The sequence below is a fragment of the Microbacterium thalassium genome, assembly GCF_014208045.1.
GTDB lineage: Bacteria > Actinomycetota > Actinomycetes > Actinomycetales > Microbacteriaceae > Microbacterium > Microbacterium thalassium.
In genome coordinates, this window is the sequence record NZ_JACHML010000001.1 from 2,970,874 (window position 1) to 2,991,458 (window position 20,585).

Annotated in this window: 18 protein-coding genes and 1 tRNA gene; 5 read left to right on the plus strand and 14 right to left on the minus strand. The window is 71.8% G+C overall.

What is annotated here, in order from left to right; translation table 11 throughout:
* Positions 1–26 precede the first annotated feature (26 nt).
* The 3 genes from HD594_RS13845 to HD594_RS13855 form a co-directional block, all read right to left on the minus strand.
* The gene (locus HD594_RS13845) at positions 27–1,061 is read right to left on the minus strand and encodes a ribose-phosphate diphosphokinase (protein ID WP_184751502.1); all 1,035 of its coding nucleotides are present in this window, start codon (positions 1,059–1,061) and stop codon (positions 27–29) included.
* Entirely contained in the window at positions 1,036–2,505 is a 1,470-nt protein-coding gene (gene glmU, locus HD594_RS13850) for a bifunctional UDP-N-acetylglucosamine diphosphorylase/glucosamine-1-phosphate N-acetyltransferase GlmU (RefSeq protein ID WP_184751503.1), read from the minus strand. Before glmU ends, HD594_RS13845 begins: the two co-directional genes overlap by 26 nt.
* A gap of 1 nt (position 2,506) precedes the next feature.
* A tRNA-Gln gene (locus HD594_RS13855) sits at positions 2,507–2,578 on the minus strand.
* Positions 2,579–2,681: 103 nt separating this feature from the next.
* Between HD594_RS13855 and HD594_RS13860 the strand changes: the two genes are divergently transcribed.
* Positions 2,682–3,182 carry a MarR family winged helix-turn-helix transcriptional regulator gene (locus tag HD594_RS13860; protein WP_184751504.1) on the plus strand — a complete coding sequence of 167 codons (501 nt, stop codon included), beginning with the start codon at positions 2,682–2,684 and terminating at the stop codon, positions 3,180–3,182.
* A gap of 12 nt (positions 3,183–3,194) precedes the next feature.
* Here HD594_RS13860 and HD594_RS13865 read toward each other — a convergent pair whose 3' ends face one another.
* Positions 3,195–4,994, minus strand: coding sequence for an ABC-F family ATP-binding cassette domain-containing protein (locus HD594_RS13865; protein ID WP_184751505.1), 1,800 nt, complete (start codon positions 4,992–4,994; stop codon positions 3,195–3,197).
* A gap of 153 nt (positions 4,995–5,147) precedes the next feature.
* Here HD594_RS13865 and HD594_RS13870 point away from each other — a divergent pair, with 153 nt between their 5' ends.
* Together HD594_RS13870 and HD594_RS13875 are read left to right on the plus strand one after the other, a co-directional pair.
* Positions 5,148–6,833, plus strand: a complete 1,686-nt coding sequence (locus HD594_RS13870) for an FAD-dependent oxidoreductase (RefSeq protein ID WP_184751506.1) — start codon at positions 5,148–5,150, stop codon at positions 6,831–6,833.
* Positions 6,834–6,835: 2 nt separating this feature from the next.
* Positions 6,836–7,123: a metal-sensitive transcriptional regulator gene (locus HD594_RS13875; protein ID WP_373877199.1), complete on the plus strand. Its 288-nt coding sequence runs from the start codon at positions 6,836–6,838 to the stop codon at positions 7,121–7,123.
* Positions 7,124–7,408: 285 nt separating this feature from the next.
* On the opposite strand, the gene HD594_RS13880 is transcribed toward HD594_RS13875, so the two are convergent.
* From HD594_RS13880 to HD594_RS13915, 8 genes are all read right to left on the minus strand, one after another.
* On the minus strand, positions 7,409–8,587 hold the full coding sequence (locus HD594_RS13880) for an IS30 family transposase (RefSeq protein ID WP_184752777.1): 1,179 nt from the start codon (positions 8,585–8,587) through the stop codon (positions 7,409–7,411).
* 296 nt (positions 8,588–8,883) lie between these two features.
* On the minus strand, positions 8,884–9,798 hold the full coding sequence (locus tag HD594_RS13885; RefSeq protein ID WP_184751507.1) for an ABC transporter substrate-binding protein: 915 nt from the start codon (positions 9,796–9,798) through the stop codon (positions 8,884–8,886).
* Positions 9,795–10,538, minus strand: coding sequence for an ABC transporter permease (locus tag HD594_RS13890; protein ID WP_184751508.1), 744 nt, complete (start codon positions 10,536–10,538; stop codon positions 9,795–9,797). The genes HD594_RS13885 and HD594_RS13890 overlap by 4 nt, the downstream gene beginning before the upstream one ends.
* Positions 10,535–11,230, minus strand: a complete 696-nt coding sequence (locus HD594_RS13895) for an ABC transporter permease (protein ID WP_184751509.1) — start codon at positions 11,228–11,230, stop codon at positions 10,535–10,537. The genes HD594_RS13890 and HD594_RS13895 overlap by 4 nt, the downstream gene beginning before the upstream one ends.
* Positions 11,227–12,054 (minus strand): ABC transporter ATP-binding protein, encoded by an 828-nt coding sequence (locus HD594_RS13900; RefSeq protein ID WP_184751510.1) that lies wholly within the window; start codon positions 12,052–12,054, stop codon positions 11,227–11,229. Before HD594_RS13900 ends, HD594_RS13895 begins: the two co-directional genes overlap by 4 nt.
* Positions 12,055–12,212: 158 nt before the next feature.
* Positions 12,213–13,544, minus strand: coding sequence for a GNAT family N-acetyltransferase (locus HD594_RS13905; protein ID WP_184751511.1), 1,332 nt, complete (start codon positions 13,542–13,544; stop codon positions 12,213–12,215).
* Positions 13,545–13,571: 27 nt separating this feature from the next.
* Positions 13,572–14,501 (minus strand): 4-(cytidine 5'-diphospho)-2-C-methyl-D-erythritol kinase, encoded by a 930-nt coding sequence (locus tag HD594_RS13910; RefSeq protein WP_184751512.1) that lies wholly within the window; start codon positions 14,499–14,501, stop codon positions 13,572–13,574.
* Positions 14,498–15,565, minus strand: a complete 1,068-nt coding sequence (locus HD594_RS13915) for an aldo/keto reductase (RefSeq protein WP_184751513.1) — start codon at positions 15,563–15,565, stop codon at positions 14,498–14,500. Before HD594_RS13915 ends, HD594_RS13910 begins: the two co-directional genes overlap by 4 nt.
* Positions 15,566–15,662: 97 nt before the next feature.
* Between HD594_RS13915 and HD594_RS13920 the strand changes: the two genes are divergently transcribed.
* Positions 15,663–17,249, plus strand: a complete 1,587-nt coding sequence (locus HD594_RS13920; RefSeq protein WP_184751514.1) for a stealth conserved region 3 domain-containing protein — start codon at positions 15,663–15,665, stop codon at positions 17,247–17,249.
* Here the strand turns inward: HD594_RS13920 and HD594_RS13925 are convergent.
* Positions 17,197–18,114 (minus strand): phosphodiesterase, encoded by a 918-nt coding sequence (locus HD594_RS13925; RefSeq protein ID WP_184751515.1) that lies wholly within the window; start codon positions 18,112–18,114, stop codon positions 17,197–17,199. The two genes, HD594_RS13920 and HD594_RS13925, sit on opposite strands and share 53 nt — an antisense overlap.
* Positions 18,115–18,233: 119 nt before the next feature.
* A complete protein-coding gene (rsmA, locus tag HD594_RS13930) occupies positions 18,234–19,079 on the minus strand; it encodes a 16S rRNA (adenine(1518)-N(6)/adenine(1519)-N(6))-dimethyltransferase RsmA (RefSeq protein ID WP_184751516.1) in 846 nt (281 codons plus the stop codon).
* A gap of 93 nt (positions 19,080–19,172) precedes the next feature.
* Here rsmA and HD594_RS13935 point away from each other — a divergent pair, with 93 nt between their 5' ends.
* On the plus strand, positions 19,173–20,585 hold the full coding sequence (locus HD594_RS13935; protein WP_184752894.1) for a sugar porter family MFS transporter: 1,413 nt from the start codon (positions 19,173–19,175) through the stop codon (positions 20,583–20,585).

Genomic DNA, 20,585 nt, shown 5'->3' on the forward strand with positions numbered 1-20,585 from the left:
GCGCCGTGCCGGGCCCGTGCTCCGCGCTAGGCGGCGCCGTCGAACATGCTCGTGACCGAGCCGTCCTCGAACACCTCGTGGATCGCGCGGGCCAGCAGCGGCGCGATCGGGAGCACCGTCAGGGACGGGAAGCGCTTCTCCTCGGGCAGCGGGATCGAGTCGGTCACCACGACGTCGTCGATCGCCTCGCTCTGCAGCCGCTCGGTGGCGGGCGCGCTGAACACCGCGTGGGTGGCGGCGACGATGACCTTCTGGGCGCCGTTCTTCTTCAGCGCCTCGGCGGCCTTCACGATCGTCCCGCCGGTGTCGATCATGTCGTCGACGAGGAGGCACACGCGTCCCTCGACCTCACCGACGATCTCGTTGACGGTCACCTGGTTGGCGACGTTCGGGTCGCGGCGCTTGTGGATGATCGCCAGCGGGGCGCCGAGGCTGTCCGACCACGTGTCGGCGACGCGGACGCGGCCGGTGTCGGGCGAGACGACCGTGAGCTTCTCACGGTCGGCGTCGGTCAGAGTGCGCTGGAAGTACTCCAGGAGCACGGGCTTGGCGAACAGGTGGTCGACGGGGCCGTCGAAGAAGCCCTGGATCTGCGCGGCGTGGAGGTCCACGCTCATGACGCGGTCGGCGCCGGCCGTCTTGAGCAGGTCGGCGACCAGACGCGCGCTGATGGGCTCGCGACCGCGGCCCTTCTTGTCCTGACGCGAGTAGGGGAAGTACGGGGCGACGACCGTGATGCGCTTCGCGGACGCGCGCTTGGCGGCGTCCAGCATGATCAGCATCTCCATCATCCACTCGTTGACCGGCGGGCCGAACGTCTGGACGAGGAAGATGTCGCAGCCGCGGATCGACACCTGGAAGCGCGTCAGGATCTCGCCCGACGCGAATGTGCGGTACTCGGTCGGGACCAGCTGGGTGCCCAGCTCCGCCGCGACCTCGGCGGCCAGGCCCGGATGCGAGCGGCCGGCGGCGACGACGAGCCGCTTCTTGGTCTTGGCGACCAGTCCGGGGGCGATGTCGTTCGCCTGATCGAGGTCAACCTTCTTGTTCTTGCGCCCCATCGTCCGCCTTCTGTGCGGACCGAGCCGCTGCGGCCGCGTGCGCCGCGCCGGTACCCGGTCTGTTCTTCTCGACCCATCCCTCGACGTTGCGCTGGGGGGCCACGGTCAGTGCCAGGGCACCGGCGGGGACATCCTTGCGGATGACCGCCCCCGCCCCGGTCTTCGCGCCGTCTCCGATCCTAACGGGCGCGACGAAGACGTTGTGGGATCCGGAGTGGACCTCGTCGCCGATCTCGGTGCGGTGCTTGGTCAGGTCGTCGTAGTTGGCGGTGATGGCGCCCGCGCCGAGGTTGACGCCGCGCCCGATGTCGGTGTCGCCGACGTACGACAGGTGCGGCACCTTGCTGCCCTCGCCGATCGTGGAGTTCTTCGTCTCGACGAACGTGCCGATCTTGCCGTGCGCATCCAGCCGGGTTCCGGCGCGCAGGTACGACCACGGTCCGACCGTGGCGTCGTCGCCGATGACGGCGAGGGTCGCATCGGTGCGCTTCACGGTCGCGCGCTCGCCGACCTCGCAGTCGATCAGGCTCGTGTCGGGGCCGATGACGGCGCCGGTCGCCACGGCGGTGGCGCCCAGGATGTGGGTGTTGGGAAGCACCGTGACGTCGGGCGCGAGCACGGCGTCGACGTCGATCCACGTCGTCGCGGGGTCCACCACGGTCACCCCCTCCAGCTGCCACCGGCGGACCGTGCGGGCGTTGAGGATGCGGCCGGCCTCGGACAGCTGCACGCGGTCGTTGACGCCGAGGGCGGCGCCGGCGTCCGGCGCCGCGGAGACCGCGACGGCGGCCCCGGCGGTGCGCAGCAGGCCGATGACGTCGGTGAGGTACTTCTCGCCCTGGGCGTTGTCGGTGCCCACGCGCGCCAGCTGCTCGCGCAGCGGCGCCGCGCGGAAGACGTAGACGCCCGCGTTGATCTCGCGGAGCGCGATCTCGTCGGCCGTGGCGTCCTTCTGCTCGACGATGCGCGCGACCGCGCCGTCGGCATCGCGCACCACGCGCCCGTAGCCCGACGCGTCGTCGAGCACGGCGCTCAGCACGGTGGCGGCGGCGTCCGCGGCGCGGTGGGCGGTGACCAGCGCGGCGAGGGTGTCGGCGTCCAGGAGCGGCACATCGCCGCTGAGGACCAGCACGTCGCCGCCGAAGTCTGCGATCGCGTCGAGGGCGATCTCGACGGCGCGCCCGGTGCCGGGCACATCGTCCTGGTCGACCACGACCGCGTCGGGGGCCGCGTCGGCGATGGCGGCGGCCACCTGCTCGCGCTCGTGCCGGACGACGGCGACGACCCGCGAGGGGGCCAGGGCGCCGGCGGTGGTCAGCACGTGGCCGACCAGCTCGCGACCGCCGATGCGGTGGAGCACCTTGGGAAGCGAGGACTTCATCCGTGTGCCTGCGCCGGCGGCGAGGACGATGACGGCGAGGCCGGTGTCGGTGGTGTCGCTCATGCTCCGCCGCCAGGACTCGAACCTGGACCTCACAGCTCCAAAGGCTGTCGTGCTGCCATTACACCACGGCGGACCGCGGCGCCTGAGGGGTGCCGCGGATCAAGTCTGCCAGGCCGGGACCGGCGGCATGGGCCGCTGCTCCCAGCATCCGCCCACCCGCACCCGATAATGGGGCTGTGGAACAGCAGGCGGACGAAGTCGACCGGATCGTGCGGGCGTGGGTCGCGCAGCGCCCCGACCTGGACTTCTCGCCGCTCGAGGTGCTCTCGCGCGTCGACCGCCTGTCGCGGCACCTCGATCGGGCGCGGCGCGACGCGTTCCGCCGCAGCGAGCTCGAGCCGTGGGAGTGGGACGTGCTGTCGGCGCTGCGGCGCGCCGGGGAGCCGTTCCAGCTGAGCCCCAAGCAGCTGCTGCAGCAGACGCTCGTCTCGTCGGGCACGATGACCAACCGCATCGACCGGCTCGTCGGACGGCGGCTGGTGCGCCGCGAAGCCGACCCCGCGGACGGCCGGAGCGTCCTGGTGACGCTCACCGAGGAGGGGCGCACGCGCGTCGACGCCGCCATCACCCGGCTCGTCGACGCCGAGGCCGTGCTGCTCGAGGGCCTCTCGCGCGGCGACCGCGAACGGATCGCGGGGCTGCTGCGCAAGCTCAGCCTGAGCTTCGACGCGCTCTAGGCCCGGTGCCGCTCAGCCCATCCGCTCGGTGAGCTCGAACCACGCCTCTTCGATCCCGTCGCGTTCGGCCTCGAGTCCGGTGATGCGGGTCATCTCGGCGCCGAGGCCGACGTAGTCCGACTGGTCGTGGTCGGCCAGCGCCGTGCGCGCGGCGTCGATCTGACCCTGCAGCTTCTCGAGCCGGCGCTCGAGCGCCGCGAGCTCCTTCTGCGCCGCCCGCAGCTCCGCACCGCCGAGTCCCGGCTCCGCCGCCGCCGGCGCCGAAGCAGATGCCGGCGTCTGCGCCGCCTCCTGCTCCTCGCGGGCGCGCAGACGCAGGTACTCGTCGATGCCGCCGGGAAGATGACGCAGATGACCGCCGAGGATCGCGTACTGCTGATCGGTCACGCGCTCCAGGAAGTAGCGGTCGTGTGAGACGACCAGGAGCGTTCCCGGCCACGAGTCGAGCAGATCCTCGATCGCCGCGAGCATGTCGGTGTCGAGGTCGTTGGTCGGCTCGTCGAGGATGAGGACGTTCGGCTGTTCGAGGAGGATCAGCAGCAGCTGCAGGCGGCGCTTCTGCCCGCCCGACAGGTCCTTCACGGGTGTCGACAGCTGGGCGCTGGAGAAGCCCATGCGCTCCAGGAGCTGACCCGGCGTCAGCTCCTGCGCCTTCGAGCCGCTCCCGAACGTGTACGTCGTGCGCAGGCGCCCGATGACGATGCGCACCGGATCGTCGAGGTGCTCCTCGAGCTCGTCGAGCCGCTGCGTGAGCGAGGCCACCTTGACGGTCTTGCCGCGCTTGACGCGACCCGACGTCGGCTCGAGCGCTCCCGATATCAGCCCCAGCAGCGTCGACTTGCCCGCGCCGTTGACGCCGAGCAGTCCCGTGCGCTCCCCCGGGGCGATGCGCCATTCGACGTCCCGCAGCACCTCGCGGTCGCCGTAGGCCACCGACGCGTCGAGGAGGTCGACGACGTCCTTGCCCAGGCGCGAGACGGCGAGCGACTGCAGGGCGACCTTGTCGCGGATCTCGGGGACGTCCGAGATGAGGACGTTGGCCGCGTCGATGCGGAACTTGGGCTTGGACGTGCGCGCGGGAGCGCCGCGCCGCAGCCACGCGAGCTCCTTGCGGGCGAGGTTCTGCCGACGGGCCTCGATCGCCGCCGCCTGGCGGTCGCGCTCGACGCGCTGCAGGATGTAGGCCGCGTACCCGCCCTCGAACGGCTCGACGATGCGATCGTGCACCTCCCACGTCGCGGTGCACACCTCGTCGAGGAACCAGCGGTCGTGGGTCACGACCAGCAGTCCCCCGGCGTTCGCCGCCCACCGGCGCTTGAGGTGAGACGCGAGCCACGCGATCGCCTCGACGTCGAGGTGGTTGGTCGGCTCGTCGAGGAACAGCACGTCGTGGTCGGCGCTCAGCAGCGCCGCGAGCGCAACGCGCCTGCGCTGGCCGCCGGACAGGTCGCCCACCGGGGCGTCCCAGCCGATCCCGCCGAGGAGTCCGGCGATGACGTCGCGCGTGCGCGGGTCGCCGGCCCACTCGTGCTCGGGACGGCCGCCGACGACGATCTCCGAGACCGTGCGGTCCTTCCCCAGCACATCGGCCTGGTCCAGCACGCCGACGCGCACTCCGCCGCGGACCGTCACGCGGCCCGAATCGGGGGCGAGGCGACCGGCGAGCATGGCGAGCAGGCTCGACTTGCCGTCGCCGTTGCGGCCGACGATGCCGATCCGGTCGCCCTCGTCGACACCGAGCGAGACGCTGTCGAAGACGATCCTGGTCGGGAATTCCAGGTGCAGGGCCTCGGCCCCGAGAAGATGTGCCATCGCTTCCAGGCTAGGCGAGGGGATGGCCGGATCGCGCGTCGGGCCGGTGCGGAGACTTGACGACGATATACCCCCGGGGGTATCCTGGTACATACCAGCCCGTACCCCGGAGGGTATCAGGCCCACCCCCGGAAGGGCATCAGGAAGGACAGGATGCGCATCATCATCGTTGGCGGCGTCGCCGCCGGAATGAGTGCCGCCGCCCGCGCGCGACGGCACGACGAGACGGCCGAGATCATCGTGCTCGAGCGCGGCTCGGAAGTCTCCTTCGCCAACTGCGGTCTTCCGTACCATGTCAGCGGCGAGATCGCGGACGCCTCCTCCCTCCTGGTCCAGACCCCCGAGTCGCTGCGCGCGGCTCTGAACCTCGACGTGCGCATCCATCACGAGGTCACCGCGATCGACACCGCCGCCCGCACGGTGAGCGTCACCTCCCCCGCCGGCGCGGAGGAGCTCTCGTACGACGCCCTCGTGCTCGCCCCCGGCGCCTCGGCCCTCGTGCCGCCGCTGCCGGGCATCGACTCGCCGCGGGTGCGGACCCTGCGCACCGTCGGCGACGCCGTCGCCCTGCGCGAGCGCGTCACCTCGGGCGCCGCGCGGGCCGTCGTGCTCGGCGCGGGCTTCATCGGACTCGAGGCCGCCGAGGCGCTGCGCCACGCCGGCCTGTCGGTCGACGTGGTCGAGCTCGCCCCGCACGTGCTCCCCCCGCTCGAGCAGGAGCTGGCGACCCTCGTCACCGAGGAGCTGCAGGCCCTCGGCATCCGCGTCATCGACGGCATCGGCGCAGCATCCGTGGAGCACGCCGACGACGCCGACACCGTCGTCCTCACCGACGGCACGCGCCTCGCGGCGGACATCATCGTGATGTCGGTCGGCGTGCGCCCCGACACCGCCTTCATCGCCGCCGCGGGCATCGACACGGTGCGCGGCGCGATCGTCGTCGACGACCGCGGCCGCACCTCGGCCGACGGCGTGTGGGCGGCCGGCGACGCCACCGCTTCGGTCGACGCGATCACGGGCGCCGTGCGCCCCGTCGCCCTCGCCGGCCCCGCCAACCGCGCCGGGCGCCTCATCGCCGACGACATCTTCGGCATGGAGGCGAGCCGCCGCATCACGCAGCCCCTGGGCACGGCGATCGTGCGCGTGGGCGACCTCACCGCCGCCATGACCGGCGCCAACCGCATGGCGCTCGACGCCGCGGGAATCGCCTACCGGACGCTCCACCTGCACCCGAACCAGCACGCGGGCTACTTCCCCGGCGCGTCGGCCATCCACCTCATCGTCCACATCGCGGCGGGCGACGGCCGGCTACTCGGCGCGCAGGCCGTCGGCACCGAGGGCGTCGACAAGCGCATCGACGTCATCGCCACCGCGATCCGCGCAGGCTTCGCCGCGACCGACCTCATCGACCTGGACCTGGCCTACTCGCCGCCCTACGGCAACGCCAAGGACGCGGTGAACCTGGTCGGCATGGTCGCCGAGAACGTCCTCAACGGCCGCCTGTCGCTGTGGTACGCCGCCGAGGCCGAGACGATCGGCGAGAGCGCCCTCATCCTCGACGTGCGCACGCCCGCCGAGTTCGCGACGGGCCATCTCCCCGGCGCCCTGAACATCGCCCACACCGAGCTGCGCGACCGCATCGACGAAGTGCACCAGGCAGCAGCCGGCCGCCCCGTCCGCGTCCTGTGCGCCGCCGGCGTGCGCGCGAACATCGCGCACCGCATCCTCGTCGGGAACGGCTTCGACTCCGCGTCGCTGTCGGGCGGCATCCAGACCCTGCGGCACTGGTTCGGTGCCGACATCGAGCGCGTGCTGACCAGCGAAGGAGCCTACGCATGATGATGAACACCGGGACACCCGAAGAGCAGGCCGCGGCGACGAAGAAGATCGTCAACCGCCTGCGCCGCGCGCAGGGCCAGCTGGCCAGCGTGATCACCGCCGTCGAGAACGGCGGATCGTGCCGCGACGTCGTCACGCAGCTCGCCGCGGTCACCAGCGCCCTGGACCGCGCCGGCTTCGCCATCATCTCCACCGCCATGCGCGACTGCGTCGTCGACCCCGAGGGGACGAAGGCGGCGGACGGCCTGACCCAGGAGGAGCTCGAGAAGCTCTTCCTCTCGCTCGCCTGAGCACCCACCACCACACCCACATCTCGAAGGAGAAACACCATGTGCCAGCGAATCACCTGCTCCATCTGCGGCAAGCCGACCTGGGCCGGCTGCGGACAGCACGTCGAGCTCGCCCTCGCGGGCGTCGCCGAGAAGGACCGCTGCCAGGGCCACTGACCCTGCACAGCTCCGCCATGCGGCGGTGTCGTGACGGCGCGGGACGATCGATGTCCCGCCGCCGCACGGTCTGACACGAAGCCCCGCCTCCCTCGGCGGATTCTAGGAGTCCTCGCAACACCTGATGGCCTATGTGGTTGTCAGTAGATCACGCAGACGCTCGGCTGGGGTATCCCAGCCGAGCGTTTTGCGTGGCCGGCCGTTGAGTTCCTGGGCGACGTGTTCGAGGTCTTCGGGTCCGTAGACGGTCAGGTCGGTGCCCTTGGGGAAGTACTGCCGCAGCAGGCCGTTGGTGTTCTCGTTCGATCCGCGCTGCCAGGGCGAGTGCGGGTCGCAGAAGTAGACCGGGACATCGGTCGCGACGGTGAACTGCTTGTGCGCGGCCATCTCGCTGCCCTGATCCCAGGTCAGCGACCCCCGCAGATGAGGGGGCAGGGTGCCGATCAGCGGGACGAGCACGTCTCGGACTTGTTCGGCGGTGTGACCGGCGGGCAGGTGGCCGAGCAGGACGTATCTCGTGGTGCGTTCGACGAGGGTCACGATCGCGGATTGCGATCCGGTGCCGACGATCAGGTCTCCTTCCCAGTGTCCGGGAACGGCGCGGTCTTCGACCTCGGCGGGACGGTCGGAGATCATCACCATCGGGTCCGTGAACCGCGGCGTGCGCTGCTCCGGGTGACGGTGTGGTTTGCGGCGGGTGCGGCCGGTGCGCAGCGCGTCGGCGATCTCGCGGCGCAGACCGCCTCGGGCTTGGACGTAGATCGCCTGGTAGATCGTCTCGGTGCTCACGCGCATGCTCTCGTCGTCGGGGAACTCCTTGACCAGAGCGTGGCAGATTTGCTCCGGCGACCAGTGCACTCCGAGCTTGCCGGAGACGTACTCGCGCAGCGGACCGGGTGCGGCGAGCTTGGAGCGCTTGGGGCGACCGCGACGCTTGACCCAGGTCCGGTGCGCGGCGTGCGGTCGGTAGACGCCGCCCACCGAGTAGGCGTCGAGCTCCCGTTTGATCGTCGACGCCGGCCGGCCCAGCTGCCTGCCGATCGCTCGCAACGACAGGTGCTGCCGGTGTAGATCCGCGATCGTCTCCCGCTCCACGATCGTCAGGAACCGCGGGTGCAACTCCGCCTCCACCGCAGCCAGCGAGGGCATCGAACCGGATGTGTTGAAACTGGTCACACCCGTCTTGTAGTCGATGCGCCGCCCATCAGGGTAGAGGCGCGTGTGGTTGATGCTCCGGATCCCTTTGTCCCAGTCCTCCGCGGTCCGCTCATGCACCCCGACCCGGGCGGCGGCATCGCGCCGTCGCACCCCGTTGGCGCGGAGCTGCTCGTACACCGCCCGCCCTGGATGCCCCAACCTGCCGGGCTTGCCACGCCCGCGAATCCCCGCCGTCCGCGCCCAGCCATACGCGGTGTTCCGGTTCACCCCGACCGCTCGCGCGGCCTCCGTGATATTGCCCAGCTCACGATCCAACGCCTCGAAGAAGCGCTCCTTCAACTCCCCGAAATCCACGATCCCCGCAACTCCCTGAAATCCAGGGTGTTGCGGGGATCGCTAGAACTCGCCCTCGGGAGGCGGGGCTTCGTCGTTGCCCGGGGTCCGGGTCAGAGCAGCCCGTTCTCCTCGAGCCACGCGCTGGCGATGTCGGCGGACGACATCTGGTCGTCCGTGCTCTGGACGTTCATCGCGACGAGCGCCTCGGGCGTGAGCGCCGCGCTGATCGGGTCGATCACGTCCGCGATGTCGGCGGCGATGTCGGCGTTCACCAGGGGCACGACGTTCGACGCCAGGAACAGACCCTCGGGGTCTGCGAGCACCACGAGGTCCTCGGTCTGGATGCGGGGATCTGCCGTGTAGATGTTCGCGACCTGGACGGTGCCGGCCACGAGCTCCTCGAACGTCGTGTCACCGGTCGCCGAGAACTCCACCTCGACGCCGTAGACGTCCGCCAGTCCCGTGGGACCGTACGGGCGCTCGGCGAGCTCGGGGGCGCCGCCGAGGGTGATCGTGCCGTCGACGTCCGCCAGGTCGCCGATCTCGACGAGGTCCCACTCGGCGGCGAAGTCCGCCGTCACGGTGTATGAATCCTGATCGGTCGCGGACGACTGGTCGAGGACCGTCAGACCCGCGGGCAGCGCGTCCGGCAGCGCCGCGTAGACGTCGTCGGCGGTGCGGGCCTCGGTCTCGGCGTCGAAGTACTGGAGCAGGTTGCCCGTGTACTCCGGCATCAGGTCGACCTCGCCGGATTCGAGCGCCGGGATGTAGGCGTCGCGCTGGCCGATCTGGAACTGGCGCTCGACCTCGAAGCCGGCGCTCTCGAGCGCCTGGGCGTAGATCTCGGCGATGATCTCGTTCGAGTAGTACGCCTGCGAGCCGACGACGATCGTCTCGGTCGAGCCGGTCTCGCCGCCGTCGGTCGAGCCGGAGTCCAGCGGATCGCTGGAGGAGCAGCCCGCGAGGGCCAGGGCTGCCGCGGCCGCGAGTGCGGCGGCGGCGAGGGGGCGGTGCGCTGTGATCATGCTGCGATTCTCTCTTCTGTGGACGGGGTGCGGACGGGGATGCGGGAGGGGATTCTGCGCCCGGGCGGCGCCGTGTCGCGCAGCGCCCGCGGGACGGCGGCGCGCTGCGCCCACGCGAGCAGCGCGTCGAGGACGAGCGCCAGGGCCGCGACGAGGATCGCCCCGCCCAGCACCTGGTCGAAGCGGCCGAGCGGGATCCCCTGGATGATCGGGAAGCCGAGCCCCCCGAGGTTGACGTAGGCGGCGATCGTGACGGTCGCCACGACCTGGAGCACCGCAGAGCGCAGCCCGCCGATCAGCAGCGGCAGCCCCAGCGGCACCTCGACCTTGAACAGGATCTGCCACTCGGTCATGCCCATGGCGCGCGCGGCGTCGATCACCCGCCGGTCGATGGCCTCGAAGCCGGTGTACGCCCCCGCCAGGATGGACGGGATCGCCAGGAGCACGAAGGTGACGACGGCGGCTTCGGGGCGGTGCAGCACGCCGAACAGCAGCACGAGCAGCACCAGGAGCCCGAAGGACGGGATGGCGCGGGCGGCGCCCGAGACGGCGACGGCCACCTCACGGCCGCGGCCGGTGTGGCCGATGAGCCATCCCGCCGGAACCGCGACGACGGCGGCGATGAGGACGGACACGAACGTGTACCAGAGCTGCTGGACGAACAGGATCGGCAGCGCGTACTGCCCTTCGAGGCGCTCGGGAGAGAAGATCCAGGCGAGCGCGTCCAGGAAGAGGTTCATGCCACCGCCTCCGCTCCGGCGGCGCGGCCGGCCGTGCGCCCGCGGGGGCTCGCCGTCGCGGCTCGCCGCGTCCACGGCATCACCGCGCGCCCGGCCAGCACGAGCAGCCCGTCGATGACGAGGGCGAGCACCATCACGGCGATGACCCCCGCCAGCACTTCGGGGATGATGCGGCGCTGGAGTCCGTTGGTGAAGAGGTATCCCAGGTTGGTCACGCCGACGAGGATCCCGACCGTGGCGAGCGAGATGGTGCTCACCGCGGTCACGCGCAGCCCCGCCAGGATCACCGGGCCCGCCAGCGGCAGCTCGACCTGGAAGAACCGGCGCCCGCCGCCGAAGCCCATCGCCGTCGCCGAGCGACGCACGTCCTCGTCGACCGAGTCCAGGCCGTCGGTCACCGAGCGCACCATGATCGCCACGGCGTAGATCGTCAGCGCGACGATGAGGTTGGTCTCGCTCAGCGCACTGTACGCGAACACGGTCGGCAGCAGGATCAGCAGCGCCAGCGACGGGATCGTGTACAGCAGCCCCGTGATCGTGATGACCCAGCCGCGGAGGAGGCGGTAGCGCCACGCGACCCAGCCCAGCGGCAGCGACAGGATCAGCCCCAGGGCGATCGCGATCACGCTCTGCCGCAGGTGGACCACGGTGAGCTCTCCGATGAGCGCGAGGTTGTCGAGAACCCAGCTCACGTCGACGGGTCCCCCTCGACCAGAGCGCCCTGCGCCCTCCCGTCGGCGTCGACGACGACCGTGCCGTGCGGCGTGCGGCGAAGGGTCAGCGCGCGCTTGCCGCGGTCGGCGCCGACGAACGTCGAGACGAACCCGCCCGCGGGCGCCGCGATGATGTCGTCGGGCGATCCGATCTGCGCCACGTGCGCCGCGTGCTCGAGGATCGCCACCTGATCGCCCAGCAGGAACGCCTCGTCGATGTCGTGCGTGACGAACACGATCGTCTTGCCGATGTCGCGCTGCAGGCGCAGCAGCTCCTGCTGCAGCTCCGCCCGGACGATCGGGTCGACGGCTCCGAAGGGCTCGTCCATGAGCAGGATGTTCGGGTCGGCGGCGAGACCGCGCGCGACGCCCACCCGCTGCTGCTGCCCGCCCGAGAGCTGCCCGGGATAGCGCTGGGCCATCGCCCGGTCGAGGCCCACGGTGTCCATCAGCTCGAGTGCGCGGGCCCGCGCCGCCCGGCGCGTCTGGCCGCTGAGCACCGGCACGGTGGCGATGTTGTCGACGACCGAGAAGTGCGGCAGCAGACCCGAGTTCTGCATGACGTAGCCGATCGAGCGGCGCAGCTGCACCGGGTCGCGGCCGGCGACGTCCTCGCCGTCGATCTCGACACGGCCGGCGGTCGGATCCACCATGCGGTTGATCATCCGCAGCAGCGTCGTCTTGCCCGACCCCGACGATCCCACGAGCACGGTGGTGCGGTGCGGCGGCATCACGAGGCTGAACCCGTCGACGGCGACGGTGCCGTCGGGGAACGTCTTGGACACATCGACGAACTCGATCACGCGCGCTCTCCTCGTCCGTTCCCCATTCAGCGGCCTCGGATCACCCACGCTAGCGGACGTCGGCGACACGGGGCCGATCGAGCCCCGGCCGTTGCCGGACCGTCACATCTGCCGTATCCTCCCGGCTCCGTCGGCGCCGGATCGGCGCCGCGCGGGCGTCAGTACCAGAAGCTCAGCCGCGGCTGACGGTGCCAGCCGAACACGCGCGACGCGGCCCGGACGTCGGAGCAGCGGATGCGCCCGGCCGCCGCCAGCATCGCGACCGACGCGCCGCCGAGGAGCATCGCCGACAGCTCCGCCACCCCGAGGCTCATGGTCACGGCTCCCTCCGGCGCCGCGCCCGGGCGCACGATGCCGCGCCCCTCGGCATCGGCCTCGAGCACGAAGTCGCCGCCGGCGATGCCGAGCCGGTCCTCGACCGTGAGCGCGACGACGCCCGCGGCTCCGAACGTGCGGCCCTCGAGCGCGCCGCGGACGTCGAGGACCCGCACGTAGTGGTGATCGCTCACGGTGATCGTCGCCGCACGCTGATCGGAGATCATCCACAGCAGCGGCTCGTCGACCGCCAGCTCCGACGCGCGGACCTCGCCGATCAGGTCGAGCTCGACGATGCAGCGCCACAGGGCGGCGTAGGCGTCGTCGGTGGCCGCGACGAGGTGGGTGACGGTCGCCGACGACGCGGGATAGTCGTCGGGGTTCTCGCGGACGGTGTACAGCGCGACGCCCTGCACCTCCCCCGCCGCGTCGGCGTACCGGACCGCGCGCACGGTCCCGGGATCCTTCGCGTCGGGGCGTGTGCCGGCCAGCGAGTCCCACAGCGCCGCCGGCACGCCGACCTCTCCCGGCGTGCGCAGCCGCACGCGCTCGTGCACCGCCGCGGCGAGCGCTCGCGCCGTCGTGCGCGAGACGAAGTCGACGCGGCCGTCCGGGACGGGTCCGGTCCACGTCGCGCGCTTGGTGTTCAACCGCCATGACGCGGCCGCCGCCGCCGGCGCGAAGCCGAAGCGCCCGTAGATAGTGGACTCGCTCACCGTGAGGGACGCCACCGGGACGCCGAGGGCCGCCGCCTCGCGCAGCTCGCCCTCGAGCATGGCCCGCGCGATGCCGCGGCGACGATGGGTCGGTGCGACGGTGACGGCCGAGATCGCGCACGTGGGCACCGCCCGTTCGCCGGGCACCGTCAGCTGCGCGATCCAGGATCCGATCGTGCCGACGGGGATCTCGGGCATGGCGCCGGTCGCGTCGTAGACGCCGGTCGGCCGACGGTGCCCGGCGCGCTCCCACGAGGCGTCGATCTGCGCGTCGGTACGCTCGGAGTCCAGGAACCCGCGCGCCGTCGCCTGCAGCCAGGCCGCATACGCGGCGCGGTCGTCCTGCCCGACGCGCCTCACCTCGAGGCCGCCGGCGGACAGCGCCGCGCTCGCGGCGTCATCGACGGGGGCGTCCAGCCACGCCCGTGCGAGGGGATCGCCGGCGGCGGTGGTCGTCATGAGGGACTCCTTCGGAGAGGATGCCGATCAGCGCGCGAGCACGCGCGCGCCCGCCACGGGACCGTGGACGTGCAGGGCGACGTGGCCGGCGGCCGACAGCGTGACCTGGAGATCGAGCGCCGCGGCGGGATCGGACGCCAGGAACGCGATCGTGGGGCCGGAGCCCGACACGAAGCCGACCAGCGCGCCGGCCCGCTCGCCGGCCTCGAGCACGTCGCCCAGGTCCGGGCGCAGGCTCAGCGCAGCCGGCTGGAGGTCGTTGCGGGTGCGGGCGGCGAGCGCCGCGGCGTTGCCCGCCCGCAGGGCCTGCAGCACCTCGGGGTCGACCCCGGGCACCGCCCGCGGGGGCGCGATGTCGGGCTGCGCGCGCATCGCGTCGAGGTGGCCGTAGACCTCGGGGGTCGACAGGCCCGTGTCGCTGGTGACCATGACCCACTCGAACCGTCCCTGGGCCAGGGCCGGGCTCAGCTGGTCCCCGCGACCGGTGCCGATGGCCGTGCCGCCCATCAGCGCGAACGGCACGTCGGCGCCGAGCCGCGCCGCCAGGCGCTGCAGCTCCGCGGAGCCCAGCTGCCCGCCCCACAGCGCGTCGCACGCCACGAGCGCGGCCGCGGCATCCGCCGATCCGCCTCCCATGCCGCCGGCCACCGGGACGTTCTTGACGATGTCGAGGTGCACGCCGCCGTCGTACCCGATGCGCTGCGCGACCATGCGCGCGGCCCGGAGCGCCAGGTTCCGGTCGTCGGCGGGGACGCCCGAGACATCGACGCTGCCCGAGACCGAGAGCGTGAAGTCGTCCGAGGGCTCCGCCCACACGTCCTCGTACAGCGACACGGCCTGGTACGCCGACGCCACGTCGTGGTAGCCGTCCTCGTGGACGTCCCCCACCTCGAAGAAGACGTTGAGCTTGCCCGGCGCCCGCACATGGACGCGCTCGGATGCGACGGGGAGGGTCACAGCTGCGCCGACTCCGCCCACAGGTCGACGTCGATGCCGTCCGAGAGCGCGTCGATCTGCTCGATCTCCTCGGTGGTGAAGGCGGGTCCGTCCAGCGCCGCCAGGTTCTCGTCGAGCTGCTCGGTGCGCGAGGCGCCGATGAGCGCCGAGGCGACCACGGGCTCGCGCAGCACCCACTGGATCGCCATCTGCGCGAGCGACTGCCCGCGCTCGGTCGCGATGACGTCGAGCGAGCGCAGCGTCGCCCGCCCCTTCTCGCTGATCCCGCCGTCGGGCAGCGAGCTGCGCTTCTGCGCACGGTCGACGGGGCCGTCGCCGAGGTACTTGCCGGTGAGGAGCCCCTGCGCGAGCGGGGTGAAGGCGATGGCGCCCATCGCCTCCTTCTCGAGGATGCCGGTCAGCCCGTCCTCGATCCACCGGTTGAGGATCGAGTACGCCGGCTGGTGGATCACCAGCGGCGTGCCGAGCGACCGTGCGACCGCGGCCGCGACCGCCGTGCGCTCCGCGCTGTACGACGAGATGCCCACGTACAGGGCCTTGCCCTGCTTCACGAGCGTGTCGAGGGCCCCGATGGTCTCCTCGATCGGCGTCACGGCGTCGACGCGGTGCGAGTAGAAGATGTCGACGTAGTCCAGCCCCATGCGCGCGAGCGACTGGTCGGCGCTGGCGAGGATGTACTTGCGCGACCCCAGGTCGCCGTACGGTCCCGGCCACATGTCCCACCCGGCTTTGGACGAGATGATGAGCTCGTCGCGGTACGGCGCGAAGTCCTCGCGCATCATGCGGCCGAAGTTCGTCTCGGCCGACCCGTACGGCGGTCCGTAGTTGTTGGCGAGGTCGAAGTGGGTGATGCCCCGGTCGAAGGCGTGGCGCAGCAGCGCGCGCTGGCTGTCGAACGGGATGTTGTCGCCGAAGTTCCACCACAGTCCGAGCGAGATCGGCGGCAGATACAGGCCCGAGGTGCCGACCTGCCGGTACCCGGTGGCGTCGTAGCGATCGGCGGCCGCGGTGTACGGGCGGTGGATGTCAGCCAGGTCGGAGCGGAAGCGCGGCGCATCGGTCATGCTCCGAGGCTAGCGCCCGGGAAACGTCGCCGTAATAGAGCACGCCTAGTGTGTGGCCACCGGCCGCCAGCCCCCCGACCGGTGACGAGGAGACGCCATGCCCGCACTGTCCGCTCTGCCCCCGCTCCCGGCGCCGTCGATCGGACTGCTCGATCGCGACGACGTCGTGCTCGAGCGCGGCATGCTGCACCTGGTGCACCGGTCGATCACTCCCGACGACGCCCGCATCGCCGATCTGCTGCTGGTCGCGGCGGCGCTCGAGGACGCCGGCGTCGAGCCGCTGCTGATCCGCCAGGACCTCCGGCGCCCCGCCCTCGCGGTCGACATCGACGCCGCCCCGGCGGCCCTCGCGGCGCTGTCGGCCGTCGCCGCGACCGAGCCGCTGTACGCCAAGGCCAAGAACCGGGCCGCCGTCCTCGCGCCGGACGCACGCGTGCCCGACGGCAAGCCGACGACGATCCGCTTCTTCCGGCCGCGCATCACCGCCGAGGGCGGCCTGCGCTACGGCGCGTCGGCCGGGGCGCGCGTGGAATTCTGGCGCTTCGGCGACGACGCCGTCGACGCCCCGTCGGCCAACGCGGTGCTGCGCAAGAGCACGCCGGTCGCCGACATCGCGTTCGACCGCGTCGAGCGCTACGGTCGCACCTGGCGCACCGTGGCGGGCATGTTCGATCCCCAGCCGGACGAGTTCACCGGCGAGGTCGATCTCGTGTTCTCGTGGGTGGACGGCTCCTCGAGCGAGTTCCAGCGCCAGCGCGCGGCGCAGATGGCCGAGTACGTCGTCGGCGAGGGCGACGAGGGCGCGGCCCGCTACCGGCACGTGGACGAGCTGCGCTACGCGCTGCGCAGCGTCCACATGCACGCGCCGTGGGTGCGGCGCATCTTCATCGCCACCGACTCCCCCGCGCCGTCCTGGCTGGCCGACCACCCGAAGGTGACGATCGTGCGCAGCGAGGAGTTCTTCGCCGACCCGAGCGTCCTTCCCACGCACAACTCGCACGCGGTCGAGGCGCAGCTGCACCGCATCCCGGGCATCGCCGAGCACTTCCTGTATTCCAACGACGACATGTTCTTCGGCCGCGCCGTCGAGCCGGAGCTGTTCTTCACGTCGGCCGGCGTCACGAAGTTCGTCGAATGCGGCGTGCGCATCGGCGCGGGTGAGCCGGCGACCCACCGCAGCGGTCACGACAACGGCCTGCGGGTGAACCGCGGGCTGCTGCGCGAGCGCTTCGGCCGTTCGATCGTGCGCGACCTCGAACACTGCGCGACGCCGCTGCGCCGCAGTGTCATGGCCGAGCTCGAGGAGACCTTCGCCGAGGACTTCGCGCGCACGGCCGCCTCGCGCTTCCGCAGCGCCACCGACATCTCGGTGACCAACAGCCTGTATCACTACTACGCGCTGATGACCGGTCGCGCGGTGGCGACGCGGCGCCCCCGTGTCGAGTACGTCCAGACCACGCTGGCCAACTCGCTGCGGCGCATGGAGCGTCTGGCCGAGCGCACGGACGTGGACATGTTCTGCCTCAACGACGGCGGCTCGAGCGAAGTGCCCGAGGAGCTGCGCGTGCCGGCGCTGCGCGCGACCCTGGAGCGGATGTTCCCGGTGCGGGCCCCGTGGGAGAAGGCCGAGGTCAGCGAAGAAGTGCGCCGTGCACGCTCGGCGCATCCCGCCGGGCGGGGCTGAGCTCGGCCACCCCGGCGGCGCGCAGGCGCCGCAGCGCCTCGTCCGGGGCGATGTACTCGAGCGTGTGCGGCACGTCGACGGGCACGACCGAGTGCACGACGGTGTCGTCGTACAGGTGCACGAGGTTGAAGGCCTGCGCGCCGTCCTGCGGGCGCGTGCCGCCGGTGGGGACCGTGAGGTCCTGCGCGTAGCAGGTCGACGAGGCCACCGACACCGGGATGCCCGCGAACGTCGCGAACGTCGAGTAGTGCAGGTGGCCGGCGATGATGGCGCGCACGTCGGTGCCGCGCAGCACGCGCGCGAGCCGGCGCTGGTCGCGCAGCTCGACGCTCGCCGCCAGCGGCAGCACGCTCGGGACTGGCGGGTGGTGCATCGCGAGGATGGTCCCCAGCGGCGCAGGCGTCGCCAGGACCTCGCCGAGCCACTCCAGCTGCTCATCCCGCAGCTGTCCGTGATGCTCGCCGGGAACCGTCGAGTCGAGGGTGATCAGGCGCAGGCCGTCCAGCTCGTCGACGCGGTCGACCGGACGCATGTCGGCGGACGGGTCGTCGAGCAGCTCGGCGCGGAACGCCGCGCGGTCGTCGTGGTTCCCCATCACCCAGAACACGCGCGTGCCGAGGCGCTCGGCGAACGGCTCGACGAGGTCGCGCAGGTCGGCGTAGGCGCGCGCCTCGCCGAGGTCGGCCAGGTCGCCGGTGAACACGACCGCGTCGGGGCGGATGCCGGTGCCCTCGATCGCCCGCAGCGCGCGCTCGAGCCGCTCGGCGCCGTCGACGAGGTCGAACAGGCGCGAGTCGGCGCGCAGGTGGGTGTCGCTGATGTGCAGCAGCACGCGCTCCGGGGCCGGATACTCGGCGGTCCGCATCCGCTCATCTCCTCCGCCTCGCGGTCGGAACGAGGCTTCGGGGAATGTTACAGGCATGTTTCGCACTCGGCGGCCACCGGCGCGTGAACACTCGGCGAATTCGCCGTGGCGGGCGGGCCTCAGCCGGCGGTGACGGCGATGCGCACGAAGTCCTCGACCGACAGCTCCTCACCGCGCGCGGTGGGCGCGACACCAGCCCGCTCGAGCAGCTCGGACGCCTGGGCGGCCGTGCCGCCGAGGGTCGCGGCGAGCGCCTGTCGCAGCATCTTGCGCCGCTGCTGGAACGCCGCGTCCACGATCGTGAAGGTGCGGCGCCGCAGCGCCTCGTCGCCGCGCGGCTCGGCGTCGCGCTCGAAGGCGACCAGCACGCTGTCGACGTTGGGGACCGGCCAGAAGACGTGCCGCGACACGGTGCCCGCCAGGCGCCACGGGCCGTACCACGCGGCCTTGACGCTCGGGGCGCCGTAGACCTTGGATCCGGGCGGGGCCGCCAGGCGCTCCCCGACCTCGGACTGCACCATGACGACGCCGCGCTGAAGCCCCGGGAACGTCTCGAGGAAGTGCAGCAGGACCGGGACGCTGACGTTGTAGGGCAGGTTCGCCACCAGCACCGTCGGGTCGCCGGGAAGCTCCCTCACGCGCAGCGCATCGGCGTCCACGACCCTGAGGGCGTCATCCGGCACGCCGTGGGCGGCGGCGGTGGCGGGCAGCCGCTCGGCCAGGCGGTGATCGATCTCCACGGCGGTCACGCTCGCGCCGGTCTCGAGGATCGCCAGCGTCAGCGACCCGAGCCCGGGCCCGACCTCGACGACACGCTCGCCCGCGCGGACGTCCGCGACGTGGACGATCTTGCGGACCGTGTTCGCGTCGACGACGAAGTTCTGCCCCAGCTTCTTGGTCGGGGTGACGTCGAGTTCGGCGGCGAGGGCGCGGATCTCGGCGGCGCCGAGGAGAGACACGGACATGCGTTCACTGTACCCAGCGGCCGATCGGCGTCCGGTGTCACTAGGGTGACGACTGTGACCGCGAGCGATGCGATTCCCGCCGACTCCTTCTCGATGAAGAGCCCCTATGGCCGCCGCGCCATCGGCCTTTCCGTCGCCGCGGCCGTCGGCGGCTTCCTGTTCGGCTTCGACTCGTCCGTCGTCAACGGCGCCGTCGAGTCCATCCAGTCGGACTTCTCCCTGAACGACGTCGTCGTCGGCCTCGTCGTGGCCATCGCGCTGCTCGGCTGCGCCGCCGGCGCCATGATCGCCGGGAACCTCGCCGACCGGTGGGGCCGCCTGCGCGTCATGCTGCTGGGCGCGATCATGTTCTTCGTCAGCTCCCTGGGGGCGGGGCTCGCGTTCAGCGTGTGGGATCTGGCGCTGTGGCGTGTCGTCGGCGGCCTCGGCATCGGCATCGCCTCGGTGGTCGCCCCCGCCTACATCGCCGAGATCGCCCCCAAGCAGATCCGCGGGAGCCTCGCGTCGCTGCAGCAGCTGGCGATCACGATCGGCATCTTCGCGGCGCTGCTGAGCGACTTCGTCCTCGAAGGCGCCGCCGGCGGACCCGACAACGTCCTGTGGCTGGGCCTGGAGGCCTGGCGGTGGATGTTCATCGTCGGCGTGGTGCCCGCGGCGGTCTACGGCATCCTGTCGTTCACGGTGCCCGAGTCGCCGCGCTTCCTCATCACCCAGGGCCGCACCGACGAGGCGCGCGCGATCTTCTCGCGGCTCGTGCCCGCCGTCGATCTCGAGAAGACGATGAACGAGCTCGTCGGCGCCATCGAGACCGATCAGCGCAACGCGAGCGCGTCGCTGCGGGGACCGGTGCTGGGGCTCCAGCCGATCGTGTGGATCGGCATCATCCTGTCGGTGTTCCAGCAGTTCGTCGGCATCAACGTGATCTTCTACTACTCCACGAGCCTGTGGAACTCCGTCGGCATGACCAATTCGGCCCTCATCAGCGTCGTCACGAGCATCACCAACGTGCTCGTCACGTTCGTGGCGATCTTCCTGGTCGACCGGCTCGGCCGCAAGCCCATCCTGCTGACCGGCTCGGCGGCGATGGCGGCGTCCCTCGGGCTGATGGCGATCTCGTTCCTGTTCGCCGAGGGCTCCGGATCCGACGTGACCCTGCCCGATCCGTGGGGCGCGATCGCGCTCGTGGCGGCGAACCTCTTCGTCATCGGGTTCGGCGCGTCGTGGGGACCGCTGGTCTGGGTGCTCCTCGGCGAGATCTTCCCCAGCCGCATCCGCGCGAAGGCGCTCGGGGTGGCCGCCGGCGCACAGTGGATCGCGAACTTCCTCATCACCATGACCTTCCCGGCGATGTCCGGGTGGTCGCTGCCGCTGACCTACGGCATGTACGCCGCGTTCGCGGCCCTGTCGTTCGTGTTCGTCCTGTGGCGCATCCCCGAGACCAAGGGCATGGCGCTCGAGCAGGCCGAGACGCTGTTCACGCGCAAGGGCGCCGCGAGCCGGGACTGA

Coding starts and splice junctions, on each gene's coding strand:
- HD594_RS13920 (WP_184751514.1), top strand. CDS start 15,663: ATGCCCGCACTGTCCGCTCTGCCCCCGCTCCCGGCGCCGTCGATCGGA.
- HD594_RS13925 (WP_184751515.1), bottom strand. CDS start 18,114: ATGCGGACCGCCGAGTATCCGGCCCCGGAGCGCGTGCTGCTGCACATC.
- HD594_RS13905 (WP_184751511.1), bottom strand. CDS start 13,544: ATGACGACCACCGCCGCCGGCGATCCCCTCGCACGGGCGTGGCTGGAC.
- HD594_RS13865 (WP_184751505.1), bottom strand. CDS start 4,994: ATGGCACATCTTCTCGGGGCCGAGGCCCTGCACCTGGAATTCCCGACC.
- HD594_RS13870 (WP_184751506.1), top strand. CDS start 5,148: ATGCGCATCATCATCGTTGGCGGCGTCGCCGCCGGAATGAGTGCCGCC.
- HD594_RS13935 (WP_184752894.1), top strand. CDS start 19,173: ATGAAGAGCCCCTATGGCCGCCGCGCCATCGGCCTTTCCGTCGCCGCG.
- HD594_RS13915 (WP_184751513.1), bottom strand. CDS start 15,565: ATGACCGATGCGCCGCGCTTCCGCTCCGACCTGGCTGACATCCACCGC.
- glmU (WP_184751503.1), bottom strand. CDS start 2,505: ATGAGCGACACCACCGACACCGGCCTCGCCGTCATCGTCCTCGCCGCC.
- HD594_RS13890 (WP_184751508.1), bottom strand. CDS start 10,538: ATGAACCTCTTCCTGGACGCGCTCGCCTGGATCTTCTCTCCCGAGCGC.
- HD594_RS13845 (WP_184751502.1), bottom strand. CDS start 1,061: ATGGGGCGCAAGAACAAGAAGGTTGACCTCGATCAGGCGAACGACATC.
- HD594_RS13885 (WP_184751507.1), bottom strand. CDS start 9,798: ATGATCACAGCGCACCGCCCCCTCGCCGCCGCCGCACTCGCGGCCGCG.
- rsmA (WP_184751516.1), bottom strand. CDS start 19,079: ATGTCCGTGTCTCTCCTCGGCGCCGCCGAGATCCGCGCCCTCGCCGCC.
- HD594_RS13875 (WP_373877199.1), top strand. CDS start 6,836: ATGAACACCGGGACACCCGAAGAGCAGGCCGCGGCGACGAAGAAGATC.